Raw genomic sequence first — 20,964 nt, 5'->3', positions numbered from 1 at the left:
CACGGCGGCGGCGGTGGCGGCGGCCACGGCGGCGGCGGTGGCGGCGGCCACGGCGGCGGCGGTGGCGGCGGCCGGTAACACCCCGGCCGGGGACCGGCCCTCGACCGGCCCCCGACACCAGCCGAACATCTGGCGACCGGCCACAGCAGGCCTCTGACCAGCGACTGGACGGTCGCGCACCTCACGGAAGCGGAAGCCGCGCCCACGGGAGACCGGTGGGCGCGGCTTCCGCTCTTCACGTCTTCGTGCCCCGGTACACCACTTCCGTGCGCCAAATTGCCCGATAAAGAATGTTTCCCGTGAAACATTCCTTACGTACTATATTGACACTGTGCTCATATCGCCGGATCCGGCCGATGGGGTGGAGGCGGTCCGGCCGACCTCAGGGAAGCGCCGTGTTCTACCTGTCCTCAGCAGTCTCCGCGGGAACCGGCCAGGGCTTCTACATCGGCGGCCGGTGGGTCTCCCCGAGCGGGACCCGCCGCACACCCATCGTCTCCCCCTCCACGGAGGAGGAGTTGCTGCACGTGCCGCTCGCGGACACCCGGGACGTCGCACGCGCGGTCGCCGCCGCGCGCACGGCCTTCGACGAGGGTCCCTGGCCGCGGATGTCCGCGCCCGAACGCGCCGCGCACCTCAGACAGCTGGCCGACCGGGTGCGCCGGCGGCTGCCGCTGCTGGCACGTCTGTGGACGGCCCAGGTCGGGGCGCCGGTCGCCTTCGCCGAGGGACTCGTCCAGGCCGGCCAGAGCCGCTTCGACTACTTCGCCAAGCTCGTCGGCTCGTACGCGTTCGAGGACCGCCGTCCCACCTCCCGGGGGCACGCCCGTGTGACCCGTGAACCCGTCGGCGTCGCCGCGCTGTTCGCCCCGTGGAACGCCACCTTCAACATCTTCGCGCACAAGATCCCCACGGCCCTGGCGGCAGGCTGCACGGTGGTCGTGAAGTCGCCGCCGGAGAGCCCGCTGGACGCCCTGGTGGTCGCCGAGTGCGCCGAGGCGGCCGGGCTGCCGCCGGGGGCCGTCAACGTGATCACGGCGGATCGCGAGGAGTCGCAGACGCTGGTGGCCTCGCCCGGCGTGGACAAGATCAGCTTCACCGGCAGCGTGCCGACGGGCCGCGCCGTCGCCACGGCCGCACTGGAGCGCTTCGCCCGGGTCACCCTCGAAATGGGCGGCAAGTCCGCCGCGATCCTGCTCGACGACGTGGACCTGCAGGACACCCTCGACACCCTCACCCCACTGAGCATGCCCTTCGCCGGACAGATCTGCTTCGCCCAGACCCGCATCCTCGCGCCGCGCTCCAGGATCGCGGAGGTCCTCGGGGCGTACGCCGACCGCGTGCGTCTGCTCAGGGCCGGCGACCCCTGGAGCCGTACGACGCAGGTCGGCCCCGTCCTCAACGAACGGCAGCTGCGCCGCGTCCTGGGCTACATCGACAGCGGCCGCCGCGAGGGCGCGAGGGTGGTGACCGGCGGCGGCCGCAGCCCGGGCCACGAGCACGGCCACTACGTGCTGCCCACGGTGTTCGCCGACGTCGAACCCGGCATGACGATCGCCCGCGAGGAGATCTTCGGCCCGGTCGTGACCGTCCAGGCCTACGAGGACGTCGACCAGGCGGTGGCGATCGCCAACGCCACCGACTTCGGCCTCAGCGGCAGCGTCCACGGCGCCGATCCCGAACGCGCCTACCAGGTCGCACGCCGGGTGACGACCGGCCAGCTGAGCGTCAACGGATTCGAACTGGCACCTTCGGTCCCGTTCGGCGGCCGGAAGTCCTCGGGCCTGGGGCGCGAGGGCGGCCCCGAGGGGCTGGAGGCCTACCTGGAGACCAAGGCCGTCTTCATGCCGGGTCCGTGACATGGCCGCCCACGCCGTGCAGCAGATGGTGCACGATGGTCTCCGCGAACCCCTCGCTGACGGGGTGGTCGGCCACCAGGAGCCGGAAGTAGCAGGCCCCCCACAACTGGTCGATCAGCGCCTGGGGATCGATGTCCGCCGCCAGCTGGCCCCGGTCCCGCGCCCGCTCCAGGACGGCGGCCATGCGCGCGCGGCGCGGCCCGGAGTAGCGCTCGCGGAACAGCTCGCCGAGAGGGGGATCGGTCTGGGCGCAGCCGATGAGTTCGGACACGACCCGTCCCGCGGGGGTGCCGCACAGATGCCGCACGAACTTCCGCATGTGGGCCGTCAGGTCCGCTTCGATGTCGCCGGTGTCCTCGAAGACCAGACGCTCGTCGACGACGGCGACGTAGGCGTCGAGGGCCAGTGCGCCCCGCGACGGCCACCACTTGTGGATGGTCATCCGGCTCGCCCCGGAGCGCCGCGCCACCTTCTCGACGGTGAAGGCGGCCATGCCCTCGGCGAGGAGCAGTTCACGCGCGGCCGCGAGCACCTCGCCGCGGACCAGGGCGGCCGGCCTGCGGCCCTGCCCGGGCCGCGGCGCCTCGTCGGTCCCCCCGGCCGCCCGGGCGCCCGCTCCGCGCGCTGCGCTCATTCCCGGCTCCGTCCTGCGGTCCGCCCGCCCGCCCCGCGGTGGGGCGCCGCTGCGGGCTGATCACGGAAATCACTGCCAACGAGCCTATATCGGGCATCCCGTCGATTCCCCGGAGCGACAGGACCGTCCCGGACCCGGACTCCGAGAGGAACACTCGATGATCGTCTACGACAGGCTGTACATCGGTGGTGCCTGGACCGCCCCGGCGCATCCCGGGCTGCTGGACATCCGCTCACCCCACGACCGCTCCCTGGTCGGACGCGCCGCCCAGGCCGCGCCGGGCGACGCCGACGCCGCCGTCGCCACGGCGCGCGCCGCCTTCAACAGCGGGCCGTGGCCGCATCTGGACCCCAAGGAACGGCAGGAGGTGATCCGGCGGGTGAACGGGCTGCGCGAGGAGCGTGCGCAGGAGGCGGCCGCACGGGTGTCCGCCTCGACCGGGACGCCCCGCCGGTTCACCGATGCGGAGCAGGCCTCCCTCACGCGGCGGGTCGACGCCTGCCTCAAGGCCGCCGGGGAAGTCGGCTGGGAGGAGGCCGTCCATCCCTGTGACCCCACCCCGGGTTTCGACACCATCGTGCGGCGCGATCCGGTCGGCGTGGTCGCGGCGGTCATCCCCTGGCAGTGCCCGTTCGCGGCCGCCACGGCGCAGCTGACCCCGGCCCTCCTGGCGGGCAACACCGTCATCCTGAAGGTCACGCCGGAGAACTCGCTGGGCATGGGACTGCTGGCCGAGCTGTACGCCGAGGCCGGACTGCCCGAGGGCACGCTGAGCGTACTGCCCGCCGACCGGGACACCGGCGAGTACCTGGCCACCCACCCGGACGTCGACGCGATCGCCTTCACCGGCTCCGCCCGGGCCGGCCGCCGCGTCGCCGCCCTCGCCGGCGAGCAGCTCAAGCGGGTCCGGCTGGAACTGGGCGGCAAGGCGGCCGCGATCGTCCTGGACGACGCCGACGCCCCGCGGACGGTGCGGGGGCTGTTCGCATCACCCGGCGACGACGGGGGGACGTGCGCCGATCGGACCCGCGTCCTCGCCCCGCGCCGCCGGTACGAGGAGTTCGTCGCGGCGGCCCAGGAAGCCGTCACGTCGCTGAAGGTCGGTGACCCGGGGGCACCGGACACCCGCATCGGGCCGATGGCCGGCCGTGAGCGGCAGCAGCGGGTGATGTCGTACATCGAGCTGGGCATCGAGGAGGGCGCCCGGCTGGTGACCGGTGGTCCCCGGGTCCCCGCGGGCCTTGAGGAGGGCTACTACGTGGCGCCGACGCTCTTCGCGGACGTCGACCCCCGCATGCGCATCGCCCAGGCCGAGGTCTCCGGCCCGGTGGTCACGGTCATCCCGCACGACGGGGACGACGACGCGGTACGGATCGCCGACGACTGCGAGTACCGGGTGTCCGGCGGGGTGTGGTCCACCGACCCCGGACGCGCCGTCGCCGTCGCGCGCAGGCTGCGCACCGGCCCGGTGACCGTCAACGGGGCCCCGGCGGGCCTCGACGGGACGGCCGGCGTCGACGCGTACGTCGCGCACCGGACGATCACCCGGCCCCGCTGAGCGCACCACCCGGGCCACCCGGGGGTCAGGGCACGACGCGGCCGAGGAAGCCCCGCACGTACCCGGCGACGGCGTCCAGGTGGCTCTCCAGGGCGAAGTGCCCGGTGTCGAGGAGGTGCACCTCGGCCTCGGGCAGGTCGCCGAGGAAGGCGCGGGCACCGGCCGGGGCGTAGACCTCGTCGTTCGCGCCCCACACGGCCAGCAGCGGCACCTGGCCGGCCCTGAAGTACTCGTGCAGCGCCGGGTGGAGGGCCACGTCCCGGGGGTGGTCGCGGAACAGCCGCAGCTGGATCTCGTCGTTGCCGGGACGCTGCAGGAGCGCGACGTCGTGGGCCCAGGTGTCCGGGCTGACCAGGTCCGGGTCGGGGACGCCGTTGAGGTACCGCCAGCGGACGGCGTCCGGGGTGAGGGCGTAGCGCACGGCCTTCTCGTTCCCCGGTGACGGGTCGGCGGCGTAGGCCCGCACGTCGGACCAGAAGGAGTCGACGAGGCCCTCCGCGTAGGCGTTGCCGTTCTGCGTGACGATCCCGGTGATCCGCGCCGGGGCGCGCAGTGCCAGGCGCCAGCCGATCGCCGCCCCGTAGCCGTGGACGTACATCGCGTGGCGTCCGACGCCGAGGTGCTCCAGCAGGGCGGCCGTCACGTCGGCGAGGGCGTCGAAGGAGTAGGGGAAGTCCTGCAGGGACGGCATCGAGGACAGGCCGAAGCCGATGTGGTCGGGCGCGAGGACCCGGTAACGGTCCGCGAGCAGCGGGATGAGGTGCCGGAACATGTGGGAGCTGGCGGGGAAGCCGTGCAGCAGGACGACGACGGGGGCGTCGCGGGGGCCCGCCTCGCGGTAGAAGACCTCCCGGTCCGCGACGGCGGCCGTGAGGTGGTGGACCGGGACCATCGCTGACCTCCTGGGAGCACGACCTTCCTGTCGCATGCCACGTGGGGCAGGGGAATCACGTTCCGGCGGACGGATTCACGCGGTTGCTGCTCGCTTCTCCGGCAGGCATGCGATTCGGTCCCACCGGCCCCCGCGCCACAGCACCTGGGCGCAGGCGGGGTGAGTAGCCGTACTCATGCCCGCGGGCCGACCGGGCGGGACGATGGCGGCAACGAACCCTCGGACGGAGGAGGTTGGTGACGGCGATGGGGAGATTCCTTGGCGCGGTGCTGGCGTTGGCGGTGACCGCGGGGGCGCTGGCACTGGTCTACGCGGTGGGCGCGCCGCTGCCGGTGGTCCTGGGCGTGGGCGCGGGGGTGCTCTGCCTGCTGTGGCTGCTGGTGCTGCTCACGGTGCCGTGGAACGTCTACTTCCGGGCGCACGCGGTGCTGGCCGAGATCGCCGTGAGCCGGGAGAAGGGCCTGGTGGTCCCCCGGGCGCGGGACGCCGAGGCCGCGCGGATCGCCCGGACGATGCTGCGGGCCGCCCTGTCGGGGCACCTGCTGACGACGGCCGGGGTGCTGGCGGTGACGCTTGCGACCGGTCACGGCGCGGGGTACTGGATCGCCGGGTTCTTCCTGCTCAGCACGGTGTTCCGCCCGGCGGGCGCATGGTTCGGGCAGCTGCGGCAGCGGCTGGGCACCCTGCTGAAGGACGTCACCTACCCACGCGACGACGTGCTGGAGCTCAAGAAGGGCGTCGAGCGCACGGACAGCGGCATCAAGGTCCTGGAGGAGAAGGCCGAGGAGCAGTACCGGGCCCTGGCGGAGCTGCGGCGCACGGTGGACGTGCTGGGCGTGTCGGTCTACGAGCGGGCCGAGGACACCGACCGCCGGATCACCGCGCTGGCACGGGAGTTCGAGGCCACGGTCAACCGGCTCACGGACAACGAGGAGATCATCACGGGTCTCAAGGCCTTCCTCCGGCTGCTGCGGGCGGGCGACGGCGCCCCGGGCCGGGCAGCGGCCGACGTCTGACCGGAGGCCAGGCGGTCTCCATGTGCGGCCCGGGGCGCCGCCCCGGGCCCGGTCCTACGCGGACGGCGCGTCCGGGCCCGCCGCCAAGGAGCTGAAGCCGGTCAGCTTGGCCGGGTTGAGCACCCACATGAGCTGGTCGATGCCCTGCTCGGAGGCGCTGATGGCCAGCAGGGCCATCGGCGTGCCGGCCTGGGACACGAGCGCCGCGGTCTGCCCGTTCGCCTCGACCCACACCACCTCGGTGTCGGGCCAGAAGCGCGGGGCGAAGGCGGTGACGAACCTCGCCACCTTGGCGCTGCCGACCACGGGGATCTTGGAGGCGTTGCGCACGGCGCCGCCGCCGTCGCCGTAGTTCACCACGTCCGTGGCGAGCAGTTTCTCCAGGCCGGCCAGGTCGCCTGCCCTGGCCGCCGCCACGAACGCCTCGAGGAGCCGGCGGTGCTCCGCGCTCCCCACCTGTTCGCGCCGCCCGGCGGCGATGTGCTTGCGGGCGCGGCTGACGAGCTGGCGGGAGTTGGCCTCGCTCAGGTCCAGCACGGTGGCGATCTCCCGGTACGGGTAGTCGAACGCCTCGCGCAGCACGTACGCCGCCCGCTCGGTGGGCGTCAGCCGCTCCAGCAGGAGCAGGACCGCGAACTCCACCGCCTCGCCGCGCTCGGCGCCGAGCACGGGGTCGGCGCGCGTGTCGACCGGTTCCGGGAGCCAGGGCCCGACATAGCCCTCGCGCCGCACGCGGGCGGACTGGGTGACGTTGATCGCCAGCCGGGTCGTCGCGGTGGTCAGGAACGCGGTCGGATTCTCCACGGCGTCGCGGTCGGCGGCCTGCCACCGCAACCAGACGTCCTGGACGACGTCCTCGGCCTCCGCGGCGCTGCCGAGCATCCGGTAGGCGATGCCGAACAATCGGGGGCGCAGGGCCGTGAACACCTCCGCGGCCTCGTCGAGCGAGCCGCCGCGTTCCGCGTCGCCTGGCTGCATCGTCGCGTTTTCCTCCACCGTCAGATCCGCCCGACTGCCCGTTCCAGCGTACACAGACGGCGATTTCCTCCGGGCCCGGGGGCACTTCGCCCGGGCCCCATTCAGCGCGGTTGAGGAGCGACGTCGCCGTACGGCAGGCATTTCCCGCGCCGCGCGCGAATTGCCGTGGCGGGCCCACGGGGGGCCTTCCGGCCGGGTCGGGGAATTCCGGAGCCATTGCGGACCCATTCCGGTCGCGGCTTCCGGGCGCACGGGCCCCAAAGTCTGACCGGGCAGCGGCTCCGTTTGTGACAACGGGATTCCGCCGGTGGTCCCGGCCGGTTCCGCGCGGCGTGCTCACAGATCTTCACGGAATTTCGCACACGCGTTCCAAAAACGCCGTGGAGCAGGGTAACGTTACGTATCGCAGCAAGATCCGCACAGGGAGGGACGGGGCATGGAGCCCACCAGGACGACAGTGCGCCGTGGGCGCCCGCAGGGCTCGGACAACCCCGGCCCCGACGGGCTGACCAACCGTCAGACCCGTATCGTCGAGGCGATCCTGGGCTCGGTGGAGAGCCGCGGTTTCCCGCCGTCGATGCGCGAGATCGGTGAGGCCGTGGGGCTGGCGAGCACCTCCTCGGTCGCCCACCAGCTGGCGGTGCTGCAGCGCAAGGGCGTGCTCGAGCAGGATCCGCACCGGCCCCGCGCCTACCGCGTGCGGTGCTCCTGGCCGTCGCAGCACGACTCCGAGCCGGGTGCGGTGCCCGTCAGCGCCTCCCCGTCCGCGCGCGTGCCGGTGATCGGCCGGATCGCGGCCGGCACCCCGATCCTCGCCGAGGAGCAGGTCGACGAGGTCTTCGTACTCCCCCGGCAGATCGTCGGCGCGGGCGAGCTGTTCGCCCTCAAGGTCGTCGGCGACTCCATGACGGGCGTCGCGATCTGCGACGGCGACTGGGTCACGGTGCGCAGCCAGGACGCCGCCGACCACGGCGACATCGTGGCCGCGATGATCGACGGCGAGGCCACCGTCAAGCGGCTCAAGCACGAGGGCGACCGGGTCTGGCTCATGCCGCACAACCCCGCCTACGACCCGATCCCCGGCGAGGAGGCGGTCATCCTGGGCAAGGTGGTCGCCGTGCTGCGACGCCTCTGAGGCCGTGCGCCGACTCCCGCTCAGTCCGTCGCCGCGGGCAGCACCGACCGGAGCCCGCCGAGCAGATGGGCCCGGAAGGCCGCGTCGTGGTAGGCCTGCGCGGAGTGCCCCAGTGCGGTGTAGAAGACGGGCCCTCCGCCGTACTCGTGGCACCACACCAGCGGATGGTCCGCGCCCATCGAGCCCCCCGTGTACGAGGACTCGTCGGCGCAGGCCAGGACCCGCACCCCGGGGCGGGGACTGCGGTCGAAGTCGTACCACTCGTCGGTGACCTTCCACGCCGCGCCGAGGTGCGCGGTCGCGGGATGGGCGGCGTCCTCGACGAGGACCGTGCCCGCCTGCAGGGGCGGGTGCCCCGTGAAGCGCGCGCCCAGCAGCTCCCCGTAGTAGGGCCAGTCGTACTCCGTGCAGGCGGCGGCGTGCACGCCCATGAACCCCGCGCCGTCGGCGTGGTGCGCCGCGAGGGCGGCCCGGCCCGCGTCGCTGAGCACCTCCCCGCTGGTGGACAGGAACACCACGGCGTCGTACGCGCGCAGGCCGGCCCCCTCGAAGTCCTCGGGCCGTTCGGTGGCGTCCACCCGGAAGCCGTGCCCGGCTCCCAGCTCGGTGAGCGCCCTGACGCCGTCGGGGATCGACTCGTGCCGGTAGTCGGTGGTGCGGGTGTAGACGAGCACACGGGGGTCGCGGCGGGACAATCGGCTCTCCCAGGACGGTGACGGACGACGGGCAGCGCCCACCAGTCTCCCCGCCGCGGTCCGGGCGTCGACGGCGGCCCGGGTCCCGTCAGTGGCCGATGCTGTCGATCAGCTCGCGGGCACCCTGCCGCAGCAGTGCCACCGCGACCGACGTCCCGAGGGTGGCGGGGTCCAGCGGTCCTGCCCATTCGTGGGCGTCGAGGACGGTCTTGCCGTCCGGGGAGAAGACCCGGGCCCGGAGCGAGAGCCGGCCGTCGCGTTCGGCGTGGGCGTAGCCGGCGATGGGGCTGTTGCAGTGGCCCTGCAGGACGTGGAGGAACATCCGCTCCGCCGTGGTCTCCCGGTGCGCGGCCGGGTCGCCGAGGTCGCTCACGACGTCGATCGTCCCGGCGTCGCCCTCCCGGCACTGCAGGGCGAGGACGCCCGCGCCGATCGGCGGGATCATCGTCTCGACCGGGAGCACCTCGCTGATCACGTCGGTCCTGCCGATCCGCTCGAGCCCGGACACGGCCAGCAGCAGCGCGTCCGCGTCGCCCGCCGCGAGCTTGTCCAGGCGGCGGTTGGCGTTGCCCCGCATGGGGACGCAGGTGAGGTGCGGATGCGAGGCCATGATCTGCGCGATGCGGCGTACGGAGGAGGTGCCGATGCGCGTGCCGGGCGGGAGCCGGTCGAGGGTGAGGCCGCCGGGGTGCACCAGGGCGTCGCGGATGTCGTCCCGCTTGAGGAAGGCGGCGAAGACCGTCCCGGCGGGCAGCGGCCGGTCGGCGGGGACGTCCTTCACGCAGTGGACGGCAAGGTCGGCCCGGCCCTCCAGCAGCGTGGCGTCGACCTCCTTGGTGAACGCACCCTTGCCGCCGAGCTGGGCCAGGTCGCCCATCCAGCGGTCACCGGACGTGGTGACGGGCACGACCTCCGTCCGGATGCCGGGGTGGAGCGCCGCCAGTTCCGCGCGGACGCGCTCGACCTGGGCCAGCGCCATCGGGGAGGAACGCGAGACGATGCGGATCAGCTCGGGGACTGCCATGCGCCCACGGTACGGCGTCCGGCACACGTCCCGCGCAACACCCCGAACCCCACGCGCCGTGACGACGGCGGGGCTAGTGTGTCCCGCGGCGCCCACCGGGAGGGCGCCGGCGCGGAGCGGTGGCGCCACAGGTACAGGCGACGGGGTAAGCGCACGATGACGCAGGAACGGCCCTCGCCCGCCGCGGTGTCCCCCGAACCGGCGACGCCCACCACCCTCGCCACGGTCCGGGTGCGCAGGTTCCCGGCCGGTCTGCGCCACCGGCGTCCGCTGTACGTCCTGGCCGTGCTCGTGCTCCTGGCGCAGATGGCGTTCGCGATGGTCACCACGGCCGTCCAGCAGACGCCCACCATCGACGAGCCGGTGTACGTGGGCACCGCTACGGTGTATCTGCGCGAGCACAGCCTGCGCTTCAACCCCGAGCACCCGCCGCTCGGCAAGCTCCTCATCGCCGGTGGTCTGGCGTTCGCCCACCCCCACCTCGACCCGGCCTTCGAGGGCGACCAGACGGAGCTCGGCCGCAGCGTGCTCTACGAGTCGGGCAACGATCCCTGGCGCCTGATGCTGGCGGCCCGGCTGCCGGTGATCGCGCTGACCCTGGTGTTCGGGCTGGTGGTGCTCGCCTTCGCGCGCGATCTCACCGGTCCCGCCGGGGGGCTGCTCGCGCTCGCCCTGTACGCGTTCTCGCCGGACGTCATCGCGCACGGCTCGCTCGCCACCCTCGACGTCCCGGCGGCCGGTTTCCTGCTGACGTCGGTGTGGGCGCTGTGGCGGGCCCGGGAGCGTCCCCGGCGGTACCTGCCGCTCGCCGGTGCGGCGTTGGGCGCGGCGGTCGCCACGCGGATGAGCACGCTCCCCGCGGTGCCGGTCCTGTTGCTCCTGGCAGCGCTGCCGGTGTGGCACGTTGGTGCGCGGGGCGCGCAGCGGCCCGGCACCGCCCGGTCGCTGCGGCGCGCCGCGATCGCGGCGGGCGGGGTCGGGCTCGTCGCCGTCGCAGTGGTGTGGGCGGCGTACCTCGTCGTCGACCCGCGTCTGCGCTGGACCGCGCCGGACACCCTGCCGGCCCTGCACGGACTTCGGGGCTGGGCCGTGGACGCGCTCCCGCTCCCGCGGGCGTACCGGGACGGGATGGCCGTCCAGTTCGGCTTCGAGGACTCGACCTTCGAGGGCTTCCTCTTCGGCCGCCACTACCGCGGGGCGCTCTGGTACTACCTGCCCGCCGCGGTGCTGGTGAAGACTCCGCTCGGCATGCTGGCCCTGTGGCTCGCCGGCACCGCCGCGCTGCTCGCCCACCCCCGGCTGCGCCCCGCCGCCCCGTACCTGCTCGTCCCGGCGGCCGTGCTGACGGCCGCCGCCATGACCGGCTCACGGGACTTCGGCGTCCGCTACGTGGTCTTCCTTCCGATGTTCGGGGCCGTCGCCGCGGCCTGCGTCACCGCCCTGCGACGGCGGTGGGCGGACGTGGCGGCGGCGGCCCTCGTCGCCTTCGTCGCCGTCAGCTCGCTGCGTACCTTCCCCTACTACCTGCAGTACTCCAACGAGGCCTTCGGCGGCACGTCCCGGACCCACCTGCGCCTGCACGACTCCAACGTCGACTGGGGCCAGGACCTGGGCCGCCTCGCGGACCGGCTCCGCGACCGCTACCCCGGCGAGCGGGTCTGGCTGGTCTACAAGGGCAGCGGGGTCCCCGCCCACTACGGCATCCACGCCGCCGATCCGCGCCAGGTCCCCGAGGACCAGGTCCACGGGCTGCTCGTGGTGTCGGACTCCTCGGTCGCGAAGGCCGAGGGCGCGCTGGCCGAGCTCATCGCCGGCAGCGAGCCGATCGACGAGGTGGGGCACTCGATCACGATCTACCGCCGCGGCTGACGACCGCGCCGCCCCCCGTCCGGGAGGGGCGGCGCCGGGCACGGCGGGGTCAGGGCTTGCGGGCCACCACGGCGTAGACGTTGATGTCCGCGTCCGTGACGTCGGTGATGCTCCGGTAGCGGATCGCGTCGATGTCCTCGAGGCCCTCGATGAACTCCGGCGAGGCGTCGGCGTGGGTGGCGAGGGTGTCGTCGACGTCGTCAGGGCGCCAGTGGTGGACGGGTACGAGCCCGGGCTCGACGATCTCCAGGCCGTTGTCCGTGACGAAGCGCAGGACCTCGGCGTGCTCGCGGAGCACGAAGGAGAAGCCGCGGTCCTGGTAGGTCTTGGCGACCTTGGCGATCTGCTCCGCATTGAGGTCGGAGGTGAGGTGGCTCAGCACGACGTGGCTGCCCGAGGGCAGCGCGTCGACGAGGTGCTTGACGATCCCGTACGCCTCGTCGTCCTCGACGAAGTGCAGGACGGCGACGAGCACGAGCGCGACGGGCTCGGTGAGGTCCAGCGTGCCGGCCGCCTGGCGCAGGATCGCGGCGGGGTCGCGCAGGTCCGCGTCGATGTAGTCGGTCCGTCCCTCGGGGCCGCTGGTCAGCAGGGCGCGCGCGTGGGCCAGGACGACGGGGTCGTTGTCGACGTACACGACCCGCGCGTCGGGGGCGATCCGCTGCGCGATCTGGTGCACGTTCTCCTGCGTGGGCAGGCCGGTGCCGATGTCGAGGAACTGGCGTGTGCCGGTCTCCCCCGCGATGTGGTTCACCGCGCGGCGCAGGAAGTCGCGGTTGTGCCGCACGTCCAGGTAGCCCCGGGGATTTGCGGCCAGCGCGGCCGCGGCCGCCTCACGGTCGACGGGGTAGTTGTCCCTGCCGCCGAGGAAGACGTCGTAGACGCGCGCCGGGTGCGCCTTGGTGGTGTCGATCCGCCGGCGGAGCTGCTCGGCGGAGTCGTAGTCGTCGGGAGCGTCGCTGCCGCTGGTCATGGCCATCCCCTGGGGACTCGAATACGCGAACTGATCTGCACACAACTTAGCTGGTGAAGCTGCGAGTTGGCGCCATCCCTGCCCGCTCCTGCGAGCGGCCCGTACAGGGGCGCGCAGAAAGGCCGGAACCTGCCCTCCCGTTGGCCGTCCCCGCTCGTTGACCTTGGTGACCGCACACCCCCGGAGCTCGCTTGGAGGCTCGCTTGACGTCGCTCCACGACGGTGCACCGGCTGCCGGTGAACCGCGCAACGCCTCGGTGCTCATCCACAACGACCAGGGCGAGTACCTCCTGCACCTGCGCGACCACCGCCCGGACATCCGCAACCCCGGCGCCTGGTCACTGCTCGGCGGCGGCCGTGAGCCGGGCGACGTGTCCCTGGAGGCGACCGCCCGGCGTGAACTGCGCGAGGAGGCGGGGCTCGACCTGCCCGCGCTGCGCGCCTTCGCGGTGGAGCACGTCCACGAGCCGGACGGGTCGCTCCTGCCGGTCCAGGTCTTCAGCGGCCGCTGGAACGGCGATCCCGACGCCCTGCGACTGACCGAAGGCGTCCTGCTGCGCTGGTTCCGGCCCGAGGTCATGCCGCGGCTGCGGTTGGGCCACGCGACCCTGGAGCTCGTCCGCCGGCACGCCCGCCTGGCCGTGCCGCCGGGCACCGGAGCCCGGGCGGCCGGGCGGGGCGTCCTCCACGTCGTCGGCGCGCACCTGTACCTGGAGAACGCCGGCGGCCAGGTCCTGCTCGGACTGCGCCACCCCGACTCCGCCTTCGCCGGCGGCGAGTGGCACTTCCCCGCCGGGCACTGCGAGCAGGAGAGCGCCGTCGCGTGCCTGGTCCGCGAGGCGGACGAGGAGACGGGCCTGCGGATCAGGCCGGAGGACGCCGAGTTCGCGCACGCCGTGCACCTCGTCGACGCGCCGGGCGGCCGTCCCCGGCTGCAACTCGTCTTCCGCGTACGCCGCTGGCAGGGCGAACCGGTGGTCCGCGAGCCCGACAAGTGCCTGTCCTGGCGCTGGTGGCACCCGAACGCCCTCCCCGAACGCCTCGTGCCGTACACCCGGGCCGCGAATCGAAGGCATCCGGGCCGGCCGCCACTACACCGAGTCGGGCTGGGCATGACCTGCGGACCGGGCCTGCCGGAAGCCCGGGTGCGACGGTTCGCGGAACGCGCCGTCGGCCCGATCGAACGGTGGACGGACACGTCCTGGCCCCGCGAGAGCAGTCGGGTGTGGCAGGTGTGCGGTGCGGGCGGCCTCGTCGGCTACGTCAAGATCCACCAGAACGACCGCTTCCACCACCGGGAGGTGACGGCCTACCGGACATGGGTGCGGGCCCTGGGAGCCGCCACGCCACGCCTGGTGGCGGCCGACGAACGGCTGCGCGCGATCGTCGTGACCGCCGTCCCCGGACGCCCGCTCCACGTCGGCGTCCGGCCCCCAGAGGAGGAACGTGCGATGTTCGTCCGCGTCGGCGCGCTCGCCGCCGCCGTCCACGGCAGCGCACCGCCACGGCCCGCCTCCGGGGACAAGGGACCTGCCACGGGGAAGCTCGACCTGCACCTGGACGGCGCCCGTCCCCACCTGGCCCCGGGTGACGAGGAGTTCGTCCGCGCGCTGACGGCCCGGGCAGCCGCCCTTCCCGCTCTCGACCTGGTGCCCACGCACGGCGACTTCCAACTGCGCAACCTGCTGTGGTCGGGCCGGCTCGCCGTGATCGACTTCGAGCGCAGCGAGCCGCAACCGGCGCTCCGTGACTTCGTACGGCTCTCCGACGCCTGGTCCGGCCGACCGGACCTCCACGGGGCCTTCCTGACCGGCTACGGGCGGGAGCTCACCCCGCTCGAGCACGAACGCCTGGCTGTCGACTCCGCCCTTGACGCCGTCTCGGGCATCCGTTACGGCGCCGCCCACGACGATCCCGAGGTCCTCGCACGCGGCCTGCGCACCCTCGCCCGGCTCCGCACGACCGGCCACTGACCCGGTGATCCGGGTCACCACGCTCAGGTCTCACCCCGCCGGCGCGAGCGCGAGGGGCGGTGAGGGCAGCCCGAAATGGTCGGCGATGATGCGCAAGGTGTGGGTACCGTCGGCGTTGAAGGCGGCGTCCGCGTCGTACCGCGGGGTGTCGCGGCCCACGATGCCCGCGTCCAGGAGTTCACGGACGAGCAGGTCGGCCGAGCCGCCCGCGCGACGGGACTCGCGTCGCATGCCGAAGTTGAAGTAGGTCCCCTCGAAACCGCCCGAAGCGTGGGTGAACTGGATCGGGTGCTCGTCGCAATGGGGGACCACGTAGTCCTGCCCGTGCGGGCAGGGGCATGGGGGCGTGGAGGCCAGGAAGACGCTTTCCACCGGCGCACCTCCCGGGTCGCTCGCACGATGTACGTGCCGGAAGCCGGTGAGATCGCGCGCCAGTTCCCAGGCTTGCGACCGGCGCGGGGCACTGTAGGCGTCGTGGGTCAGCCAGACCCAGCCCGCCCCTGATCCGCTCGCGAGAGCAGGCCGGCCGGCCTCGGCGTAGACGGCGGCGACCGTCGGCAGCGTCATGCCCCTCACAAAGGTGACGAACGTGTTCGGGGTGAGCCAGGCCATCAGGCGCAGACCTCCGGGGACAGGGGCGGCGAGGGGAGGATGAAGAAACCGGCGATCGCCCGCACGAGGCGCGCGTGGTCCTCGTCGCGGTGGTCGAAGCAGTCGTGACCGGGGTCGGCCTCCCGCGCGCACGCCGAGTCCGGACCGATGAGGTTCGCGGCCAGCAGTTCGGGCGAGAGGTGGTCGGGGTTCTCACCGCTGCGGAGCTGCGGGCTGCCGAAGGAGAGGGAGAGGACCGTACGGCCGTCGCGGAAGTAGGTGAAGGACGGCGGATGGGCCTTCGCGCTGCAGGGCTCGGTCTCGAACACGACGACCTCCGCGCCGTCACGGCACAGGCGGTTGTAGTCCACTGCGTCGTAGTCATCGGCGTCGTAGTCGTGCATGTCGTGAACCGCCCACGCCCATTCGCCCGCCTCACCGACCATGAGCGGTTCCCGCTGCGCGCCCCGCAGGCGCCGCGTCAGCGCGTCGAGGGTCATGCCGCGGGCGAAGACGAGATTCACCTCGTGCCCGGCGAACGATCCGCGCATCCAAGTCGTCATGCCGCGACTGTAGGAGTGGGCACCGACAACGGGACCGCCGGGACGTCAGCCGGCCTCCGGTGCGCCGCCGCGCTCGTCGAAGGTGAGCTCGGGCGGCGGCCTGCGGAAGCCGCGGGTCAGGTAGGCGAGGTAGGCAACGCCGAGGGCGAGCCAGATGACGCCGAGGGTGAGGGCCTTGCCGTCGAGGTGGAACAGGAGCCAGAGGTCGATCAGGGCGCCGATGGCGGGGACGACGGCGTAGCCGAACACGCCCACGTGCTCGCCCGCGCGGCGCTTGCGCAGGTACGTCGCGATCACGCTGAGGTTGACGAAGGTGAAGGCGGTGAAGGCGCCGAAGTTGATGAAGGAGGTGGAGGTGGCGACGTCCAGGCGGAGGGCGATGAGCCCGACCACGCCGGTCAGGAGGATGTTGAAGGCCGGCGTCAGGTGGCGTGGGTGGAGGTGGCCGAAGACCTTGCGCGGCAGCACGTCGTTGCGGCCCATGGCGTACAGCAGGCGGGAGGTGCTGGCCTGGGCGGCGACGCCGGAGGCGAACCGGGCGACGACGAGTCCGGCGAGGAAGACGGAGGAGAAGAGGTCGCCGCCGATGGTCCTGGCGATCTCGAAGGCGGCCGAGCTGGGGTCGTCGAACCGGCTGCCGGGGTGGGCGAGCTGGGTGGTGTAGGCGAGCGCGATGAAGATGCCGCCGCCGATCAGGGCGGTGAGCATGATCGCGCGGGGCATGGTCCTGCGGGGCTCGACGGTCTCCTCGGTGAGCGTGGTGACGGCGTCGAAGCCGAGGAAGGAGTACGCCGCGATGGCCGCGCCGCCGGAGATCCCGGCCAGCGTGGTGGCGTCGTTGCGGAACGGCCCGGTGCTGAACAGGCCCCCGGCGCCCTCGATGTGGCAGCCGCCGGCCCGCCGCTGAGCACCCCGGCCCTCGGCGGCATCCGCCGTCTGTCCGCACTGGACACCGTCCGCGCCCGGATAGCCCTGGCCATCGACCTGGGCCTGCTCGCCCCCGGGGAGCGGTTGCCCGAGGCCGGCGAGATCGCCGCTGCGCTGGACGTCGGGGAGATCACGGTGCGCCGGGCCCTGGTGGCCCTGTGCGACGACGGGCTGCTGGAGCGCCGCCGCGGCCGAAACGGCGGCACACTGGTCGCCCGGCAACCGGCGAAGGGCTCGGTCAGCGCCGTCGGCAGCTACCGCTCCGACACCGACGCGGTGCGCCGGCTGATCGACCACCGGCTGGTCCTGGAGTGCGGCATCGCCCACCTCGCCGCCGGCCACGCCGACGACTCCGCGCTGCGCGAACTGGAGCACCTGGTCGACCTCATGGACGCGGTGACCAGCTGGGCCGAGTTCCACCGCCATGACGAGGAGTTCCACCTCGCCCTCGCCTCCGCCACCGGGACACCGTCGGTCGTCGTCCCGTACGCCGCCGTCGTCCGCGAGCTCTACCGGTACTACCTGCCCTACCCGCTCGACGCTCTGCGCGCCTCCAGCGCCAAGCACCGGGCCCTGGTCCGCGCACTGCGGCAGGGTGACCGCGCGACGGCCGCCGCGGTCGCCCAGGACCACGTCCAGGCACTGCACCGGACGATGTTCATCGGCCTCCCCGAGGCCGTGCCGGGAGCCGCCACCGCCGAGGACTGAGACCCGGCCGCGACACCAGTACAGTCGAGCCACACGTGCGGCGTGCGCCGCCACAGGGGTGGAGGAGACGTCCGTGGAGGGGCTGGCGCTCGTCGCGCTCATGGTCGGTGCGGTGCTGGTCACCGCCGTCGCCCGGCGTCTGGGGGTGTCTCCGCCGCTGCTGCTGGTCGCCGTCGGCCTGTGCGCGTCCTTCGTGCCGGGCATCCCCGCGTACGCCATCGAGCCCGAGCTGGTGATGGTGCTGGTCCTGCCCCCGCTGCTGTACTCCTCGGCACGGGAGAGTTCCTACCTGCGCTTCCGGGAGAACCTGCGCCCCATCGGGCTGCTGGCCGTGGGGCTGGTGCTGTTCACCACGGTCGCGATCGGCTACGCCGCGTTCTGGCTGGTGCCGGGGCTGCCGCTGGGCTCGGCGCTGGTGCTCGGCGCGGTGCTGTCGCCGCCCGACGCGGTCGCGGCGACCTCCATCGGACGCCGGCTGGGGCTTCCGCGCCGGCTGCTGACCGTGCTCGGCGGCGAGAGCCTGGTGAACGACGCCACCGCGCTGACGGCCTACCGCGTGGCCATCGCGTCCGTGGCCGGCGCCGGCTACACCCTGCTGCAGGGCGTCGGGGTCTTCCTGATGGCGGCCGTCGGGGGCTCGCTGATCGGTCTGGCGATCGGCTGGCTGGCCCGCATCGGGCACCGGTTCCTGCCCGGGGACCTGGCCAGTGCGCTCGGGCTGCTCGTGCCGTTCCTCGCCTACCTCGTCGGTGAGGAGGCGCACACCTCGGGGGTGCTGGCCGTGGTCGTGGCCGGCCTGTACCTGGGACACCGGTCCCCCGACACGGAGGCGACCTCCCGGCTGCAGGTGTACGCGGTGTGGAGCGCCCTGGACACGGTGCTGGAGGCCCTCGTCTTCGCCCTGATCGGCCTCCAGGTGCGGGGCATCGTCGACACGGTCGACACGGGCGTGGGGCGGCTGGTCGCGGCCGGTGCCGCGCTGACGGCGGTGACCGTCCTGGCGCGCGTCGTGTGGGTCTACCCCGCGACCTACCTGCCACGGCTGGTGTTCCCGCGGATCCGGGCGCGCGATCCGTATCCGGTGTGGCAGTACCCGGTGGTGCTCTCCTGGGCGGGCATGCGCGGCGTGGTCTCGCTGGCCGCGGCCTTCGCGGTGCCGGAGACCACCGACAGCGGCGCGCCGTTCCCCGGGCGCGACGAGATCCTGTTCCTGACCTTCTTCGTCACGGTCGCCACGCTGCTGCTGCACGGGATGACGCTGCCCCCGCTCATCCGGCGGCTCGGCATCTGCAACAAGGAGGCGTACGAGGACGCCCTGGCCGAGGCGAGCGCGCAGCACAGTGCCGCCCGGGCGGCCCTGGCGCGCCTGGAGGAACTGGCCGGGGACAAGCGCTCCCACCAGGCCGTGCTGGAGACCCTGCGGCAGACCGCGGAGGCCCGCCGCAACGCCGCCTGGGAACGGCTGGGCGGCCCGACCGGCGGGGGCGCCGAGCCTCCGAGCGTGGCCTACCGGCGGCTGCGCCGCGCGATGCTGGACGCCGAACGGCAGGAGTTCGTGCGCTTCCGCGACGAACGCCTCATCGACGACGAGGTGCTGCGTCACGTCATGCGCGAACTGGACCTGGAGGAGGCGGCATTGCAGCGCGAGTAGCCGTGGGCCCGGTCCTCAGCCCATGGACTCGTGGACGAAGCACCAGCGCCAGCTCTCGCCCGGCTGGTACGAGCGGATCACCGGGTGGCCGGTGGCCTCGTGGTGCCCGGTGGCGTGCCGGCCCGGCGAGCTGTCGCAGCATCCGATGTGGCCGCAGGTGAGGCACAGCCGCAGGTGGACCCAGTCGTGGTGTCCTGCGGCCAGGCACTCCGCGCAGCCGTCGACGGGCGGCGCGGCCGCGACGTCGGCCGGGGCCTGCTCGAGATCGGGACATGCTGCTGTCGTCACGCCGGCCCCCTGTGCCGTCTGCGGATCACTGCTGATGGACGCCCCAGGCTACGTCAAGCGCACGCCGTGCGCGATCAGAGTGCCGGGGCGTCCCACCGTGCCGGGCCCGCGGCTCCGTCGAGGAGTTCGCCCTCCAGGAGGCCCATGGTGAACATGTCGTACCACCGGCCGTCGCGCCGGAAGACCTGGCGCAGGCGGCCCTCCTCGACGAAGCCGACCTTCCGGTAGACGTGGTGCGCCGCCTCGTTCTCGGTCACGACGGTGAGCGAGATCTTGTGCAGGCGCATCTTCTCGAAGCCGTAGCGGCACATCGTGCGCATGGCGTCGGTGGCGTAGCCGCGACCCCAGTACTCCTTCTCGCCGAGGTAGATGTCGAGTTCGGCGCATCCGGTCTCGGGTTCGGCGTCGCGCAGCCGCACCAGGCCGATCAGCCGGCCGTCCTGCGGCACCTCGATCCCGTAGAGCACGTCGCCGTAGGCGTTGCGGGGCCGCTCCTCCATGCGCTTCCTCACCTGTGCGAGGGGCTGGGCGTAGTCGTCGTCCATCCAGCGCATGACCTCGGGGTCGTGGTTCCAGCGCCACAGCGCCTCGGCGTCCGTGGGCTCCATCGGGCGCAACTTCACCAGTCGTCCGGGCACCATGGGGGCGGCCCTCCTTCGGGTCGGCATGATCGACGTCGTGGAACCCGAAAGGGTTAGCACGGTCGCCGTCGGCCGCTCAACCGATTTGCCCGCCGGGAGCGGGCGTTCAGCTCGCCTCGGCCCGGCCCTGGCCGTCCGCCGCCAGCACACGCTCGACGTCGGCCCACGACGCCCCGTGCTCGGCGAGGACGTCCGCGACCACGCCGGGGCCGATGGTGAGGGCGAGCAGGACGTGCTCGTCGCCGATGTGACGGTCGCCCCGGGCGACGGCGGCGCGCAGGGAGCGCTCCAGGACGCCCTTGGCCCCGCGGGTGAAGGGTCGTCGTCCCGCGGGCCGCCACCGCCGGGGCCCACGGCGGGCGGCGAGCGCGCCGGTGCCATGGGCGTCCTCCACGCGGGCGACGATCGCGGCGATGTCGATGCCGAGCCCGGCGAGCGCGTCGGCGTCGGCCCGTGAGACCCCGCCGCGGCGCCGGGTCTCCCCCAGCGCCTCCTCCAGGGCCTCGCGGCGCCGGTCGACGCCGAGCGCGGCCAGGGCGGCGGAGGCCCGGGTGCCCTCCAGGTCGAGCAGCGACAGCAGCAGGTGCTCCTCGCCGATCGTCGGGTCGCCCGCCCGTTCGGCGTGCCCGACCGCGCCCTCGACGACCTCGCGCGCGCTCTTGGTGAACTTCTCGAACATCCTCAATGCCTCCCGTACTTCTTGTGCACGGCCTGCCTGCTGACGCCGAGTTCGTGGGCGATCTCCTGCCACGACCACCCCTGCGCCCGCGCGCTCCTGACTTGTACGGTCTCCAGCTGCTCCAGCAGCCGCCGCAGCGCGGCGACGGCCCGCAGCCCGACCCTCGGGTCGCGGTCGCCCGCCCGCTCGGCGAGATCGGTTGCCTCGGTCATGTCTGTCAATTTACGTTGACAGACGCGGCACTGTCAACTCTGGTTGACAGCGCCGGGGGTTTCCTGTTTTTTAAAAAAATTTAACCCCCCCCCCAAAA

21 protein-coding genes are annotated in these 20,964 nt (G+C 73.3%); 8 read left to right on the top strand and 13 right to left on the bottom strand.

The genetic code is table 11. The features are described 5' to 3' along the window. Positions 1-395: 395 nt before the first annotated feature. On the top strand, positions 396-1,859 hold the full coding sequence (locus tag PV341_RS31450) for an aldehyde dehydrogenase (protein WP_500359608.1): 1,464 nt from the start codon (positions 396-398) through the stop codon (positions 1,857-1,859). Here the strand turns inward: PV341_RS31450 and PV341_RS31445 are convergent. Continuing rightward, on the bottom strand, positions 1,843-2,493 hold the full coding sequence (locus PV341_RS31445) for a TetR-like C-terminal domain-containing protein (RefSeq protein ID WP_500331767.1): 651 nt from the start codon (positions 2,491-2,493) through the stop codon (positions 1,843-1,845). The genes PV341_RS31450 and PV341_RS31445 overlap by 17 nt on opposite strands. Before the next feature lie 157 nt (positions 2,494-2,650). Between PV341_RS31445 and PV341_RS31440 the strand changes: the two genes are divergently transcribed. Beyond that, complete coding sequence (locus PV341_RS31440) at positions 2,651-4,051, top strand: aldehyde dehydrogenase family protein (RefSeq protein ID WP_500359607.1); 1,401 nt, start codon at positions 2,651-2,653, stop codon at positions 4,049-4,051. 25 nt (positions 4,052-4,076) lie between these two features. Here the strand turns inward: PV341_RS31440 and PV341_RS31435 are convergent, their stop codons facing one another. Then, positions 4,077-4,943 (bottom strand): alpha/beta fold hydrolase, encoded by an 867-nt coding sequence (locus tag PV341_RS31435; RefSeq protein WP_500359606.1) that lies wholly within the window; start codon positions 4,941-4,943, stop codon positions 4,077-4,079. A 245-nt stretch (positions 4,944-5,188) separates the two neighbouring features. Between PV341_RS31435 and PV341_RS31430 the strand changes: the two genes are divergently transcribed. Next, positions 5,189-5,959 carry a hypothetical protein gene (locus PV341_RS31430; protein ID WP_500359605.1) on the top strand — a complete coding sequence of 257 codons (771 nt, stop codon included), beginning with the start codon at positions 5,189-5,191 and terminating at the stop codon, positions 5,957-5,959. 54 nt (positions 5,960-6,013) lie between these two features. On the opposite strand, the gene PV341_RS31425 is transcribed toward PV341_RS31430, so the two are convergent. Continuing rightward, positions 6,014-6,937 (bottom strand): RNA polymerase sigma-70 factor, encoded by a 924-nt coding sequence (locus tag PV341_RS31425; RefSeq protein WP_500331775.1) that lies wholly within the window; start codon positions 6,935-6,937, stop codon positions 6,014-6,016. Between the two features lie 436 nt (positions 6,938-7,373). Here PV341_RS31425 and lexA point away from each other — a divergent pair, with 436 nt between their 5' ends. After that, positions 7,374-8,072 (top strand): transcriptional repressor LexA, encoded by a 699-nt coding sequence (gene lexA, locus PV341_RS31420; protein ID WP_500331777.1) that lies wholly within the window; start codon positions 7,374-7,376, stop codon positions 8,070-8,072. 20 nt (positions 8,073-8,092) lie between these two features. On the opposite strand, the gene PV341_RS31415 is transcribed toward lexA, so the two are convergent. Further along, on the bottom strand, positions 8,093-8,767 hold the full coding sequence (locus PV341_RS31415) for a ThuA domain-containing protein (RefSeq protein ID WP_500331778.1): 675 nt from the start codon (positions 8,765-8,767) through the stop codon (positions 8,093-8,095). 88 nt (positions 8,768-8,855) lie between these two features. Beyond that, positions 8,856-9,791 (bottom strand): hydroxymethylbilane synthase, encoded by a 936-nt coding sequence (gene hemC, locus PV341_RS31410; RefSeq protein ID WP_500331780.1) that lies wholly within the window; start codon positions 9,789-9,791, stop codon positions 8,856-8,858. A 156-nt stretch (positions 9,792-9,947) separates the two neighbouring features. Between hemC and PV341_RS31405 the strand changes: the two genes are divergently transcribed. Further along, positions 9,948-11,660: an ArnT family glycosyltransferase gene (locus PV341_RS31405; protein WP_500331782.1), complete on the top strand. Its 1,713-nt coding sequence runs from the start codon at positions 9,948-9,950 to the stop codon at positions 11,658-11,660. Between the two features lie 49 nt (positions 11,661-11,709). On the opposite strand, the gene PV341_RS31400 is transcribed toward PV341_RS31405, so the two are convergent. Then, positions 11,710-12,633 (bottom strand): SAM-dependent methyltransferase, encoded by a 924-nt coding sequence (locus PV341_RS31400; protein ID WP_500331784.1) that lies wholly within the window; start codon positions 12,631-12,633, stop codon positions 11,710-11,712. A gap of 203 nt (positions 12,634-12,836) precedes the next feature. Between PV341_RS31400 and PV341_RS31395 the strand changes: the two genes are divergently transcribed. Beyond that, entirely contained in the window at positions 12,837-14,606 is a 1,770-nt protein-coding gene (locus tag PV341_RS31395) for an NUDIX domain-containing protein (protein WP_500359603.1), read from the top strand. Between the two features lie 30 nt (positions 14,607-14,636). On the opposite strand, the gene PV341_RS31390 is transcribed toward PV341_RS31395, so the two are convergent. Genes PV341_RS31390 through PV341_RS31380 form a run of 3 tightly spaced genes read right to left on the bottom strand, consistent with a single transcriptional unit; the run spans position 14,637 to position 16,624 of the window. Next, on the bottom strand, positions 14,637-15,173 hold the full coding sequence (locus PV341_RS31390) for a hypothetical protein (protein WP_500359602.1): 537 nt from the start codon (positions 15,171-15,173) through the stop codon (positions 14,637-14,639). 44 nt (positions 15,174-15,217) lie between these two features. Beyond that, complete coding sequence (locus tag PV341_RS31385) at positions 15,218-15,760, bottom strand: hypothetical protein (RefSeq protein WP_500331791.1); 543 nt, start codon at positions 15,758-15,760, stop codon at positions 15,218-15,220. Between the two features lie 45 nt (positions 15,761-15,805). Then, the gene (locus PV341_RS31380) at positions 15,806-16,624 is read right to left on the bottom strand and encodes an APC family permease (protein ID WP_500359609.1); all 819 of its coding nucleotides are present in this window, start codon (positions 16,622-16,624) and stop codon (positions 15,806-15,808) included. 18 nt (positions 16,625-16,642) lie between these two features. Here PV341_RS31380 and PV341_RS31375 point away from each other — a divergent pair, with 18 nt between their 5' ends. Together PV341_RS31375 and PV341_RS31370 are read left to right on the top strand one after the other, a co-directional pair. Next, positions 16,643-17,395 carry a FadR/GntR family transcriptional regulator gene (locus PV341_RS31375; RefSeq protein ID WP_500331793.1) on the top strand — a complete coding sequence of 251 codons (753 nt, stop codon included), beginning with the start codon at positions 16,643-16,645 and terminating at the stop codon, positions 17,393-17,395. 73 nt (positions 17,396-17,468) lie between these two features. Further along, a complete protein-coding gene (locus PV341_RS31370; protein ID WP_500331795.1) occupies positions 17,469-19,046 on the top strand; it encodes a Na+/H+ antiporter in 1,578 nt (525 codons plus the stop codon). Between the two features lie 15 nt (positions 19,047-19,061). On the opposite strand, the gene PV341_RS31365 is transcribed toward PV341_RS31370, so the two are convergent. The 4 genes from PV341_RS31365 to PV341_RS31350 form a co-directional block, all read right to left on the bottom strand. Next, entirely contained in the window at positions 19,062-19,334 is a 273-nt protein-coding gene (locus PV341_RS31365) for a UBP-type zinc finger domain-containing protein (RefSeq protein WP_500331797.1), read from the bottom strand. Between the two features lie 74 nt (positions 19,335-19,408). After that, entirely contained in the window at positions 19,409-19,975 is a 567-nt protein-coding gene (locus PV341_RS31360) for a GNAT family N-acetyltransferase (RefSeq protein ID WP_500331799.1), read from the bottom strand. A gap of 106 nt (positions 19,976-20,081) precedes the next feature. Beyond that, positions 20,082-20,654 (bottom strand): Clp protease N-terminal domain-containing protein, encoded by a 573-nt coding sequence (locus tag PV341_RS31355; protein WP_500331801.1) that lies wholly within the window; start codon positions 20,652-20,654, stop codon positions 20,082-20,084. 2 nt (positions 20,655-20,656) lie between these two features. After that, positions 20,657-20,866 (bottom strand): HTH domain-containing protein, encoded by a 210-nt coding sequence (locus PV341_RS31350; protein ID WP_018557908.1) that lies wholly within the window; start codon positions 20,864-20,866, stop codon positions 20,657-20,659. Positions 20,867-20,964 lie beyond the last annotated feature (98 nt).

Source organism: Streptomyces sp. PA03-1a, from assembly GCF_033792805.1.
Taxonomy (GTDB): domain Bacteria; phylum Actinomycetota; class Actinomycetes; order Streptomycetales; family Streptomycetaceae; genus Actinacidiphila.
The sequence above is the reverse complement of the archived record's forward strand: the minus strand, read 5'-3'. Positions and strand labels throughout refer to the sequence as shown.

Bases quoted from the DNA above. Each gene is read 5' to 3' on its own strand.
- PV341_RS31445 (WP_500331767.1), bottom strand. From the start codon at position 2,493: ATGAGCGCAGCGCGCGGAGCGGGCGCCCGGGCGGCCGGGGGGACCGAC.
- PV341_RS31440 (WP_500359607.1), top strand. From the start codon at position 2,651: ATGATCGTCTACGACAGGCTGTACATCGGTGGTGCCTGGACCGCCCCG.
- PV341_RS31435 (WP_500359606.1), bottom strand. From the start codon at position 4,943: ATGGTCCCGGTCCACCACCTCACGGCCGCCGTCGCGGACCGGGAGGTC.
- PV341_RS31430 (WP_500359605.1), top strand. From the start codon at position 5,189: ATGGGGAGATTCCTTGGCGCGGTGCTGGCGTTGGCGGTGACCGCGGGG.
- PV341_RS31425 (WP_500331775.1), bottom strand. From the start codon at position 6,937: ATGCAGCCAGGCGACGCGGAACGCGGCGGCTCGCTCGACGAGGCCGCG.
- lexA (WP_500331777.1), top strand. From the start codon at position 7,374: ATGGAGCCCACCAGGACGACAGTGCGCCGTGGGCGCCCGCAGGGCTCG.
- hemC (WP_500331780.1), bottom strand. From the start codon at position 9,791: ATGGCAGTCCCCGAGCTGATCCGCATCGTCTCGCGTTCCTCCCCGATG.
- PV341_RS31405 (WP_500331782.1), top strand. From the start codon at position 9,948: ATGACGCAGGAACGGCCCTCGCCCGCCGCGGTGTCCCCCGAACCGGCG.
- PV341_RS31400 (WP_500331784.1), bottom strand. From the start codon at position 12,633: ATGACCAGCGGCAGCGACGCTCCCGACGACTACGACTCCGCCGAGCAG.
- PV341_RS31390 (WP_500359602.1), bottom strand. From the start codon at position 15,173: ATGACGCTGCCGACGGTCGCCGCCGTCTACGCCGAGGCCGGCCGGCCT.
- PV341_RS31385 (WP_500331791.1), bottom strand. From the start codon at position 15,760: ATGACGACTTGGATGCGCGGATCGTTCGCCGGGCACGAGGTGAATCTC.
- PV341_RS31360 (WP_500331799.1), bottom strand. From the start codon at position 19,975: ATGGTGCCCGGACGACTGGTGAAGTTGCGCCCGATGGAGCCCACGGAC.
- PV341_RS31355 (WP_500331801.1), bottom strand. From the start codon at position 20,654: ATGTTCGAGAAGTTCACCAAGAGCGCGCGCGAGGTCGTCGAGGGCGCG.
- PV341_RS31350 (WP_018557908.1), bottom strand. From the start codon at position 20,866: ATGACCGAGGCAACCGATCTCGCCGAGCGGGCGGGCGACCGCGACCCG.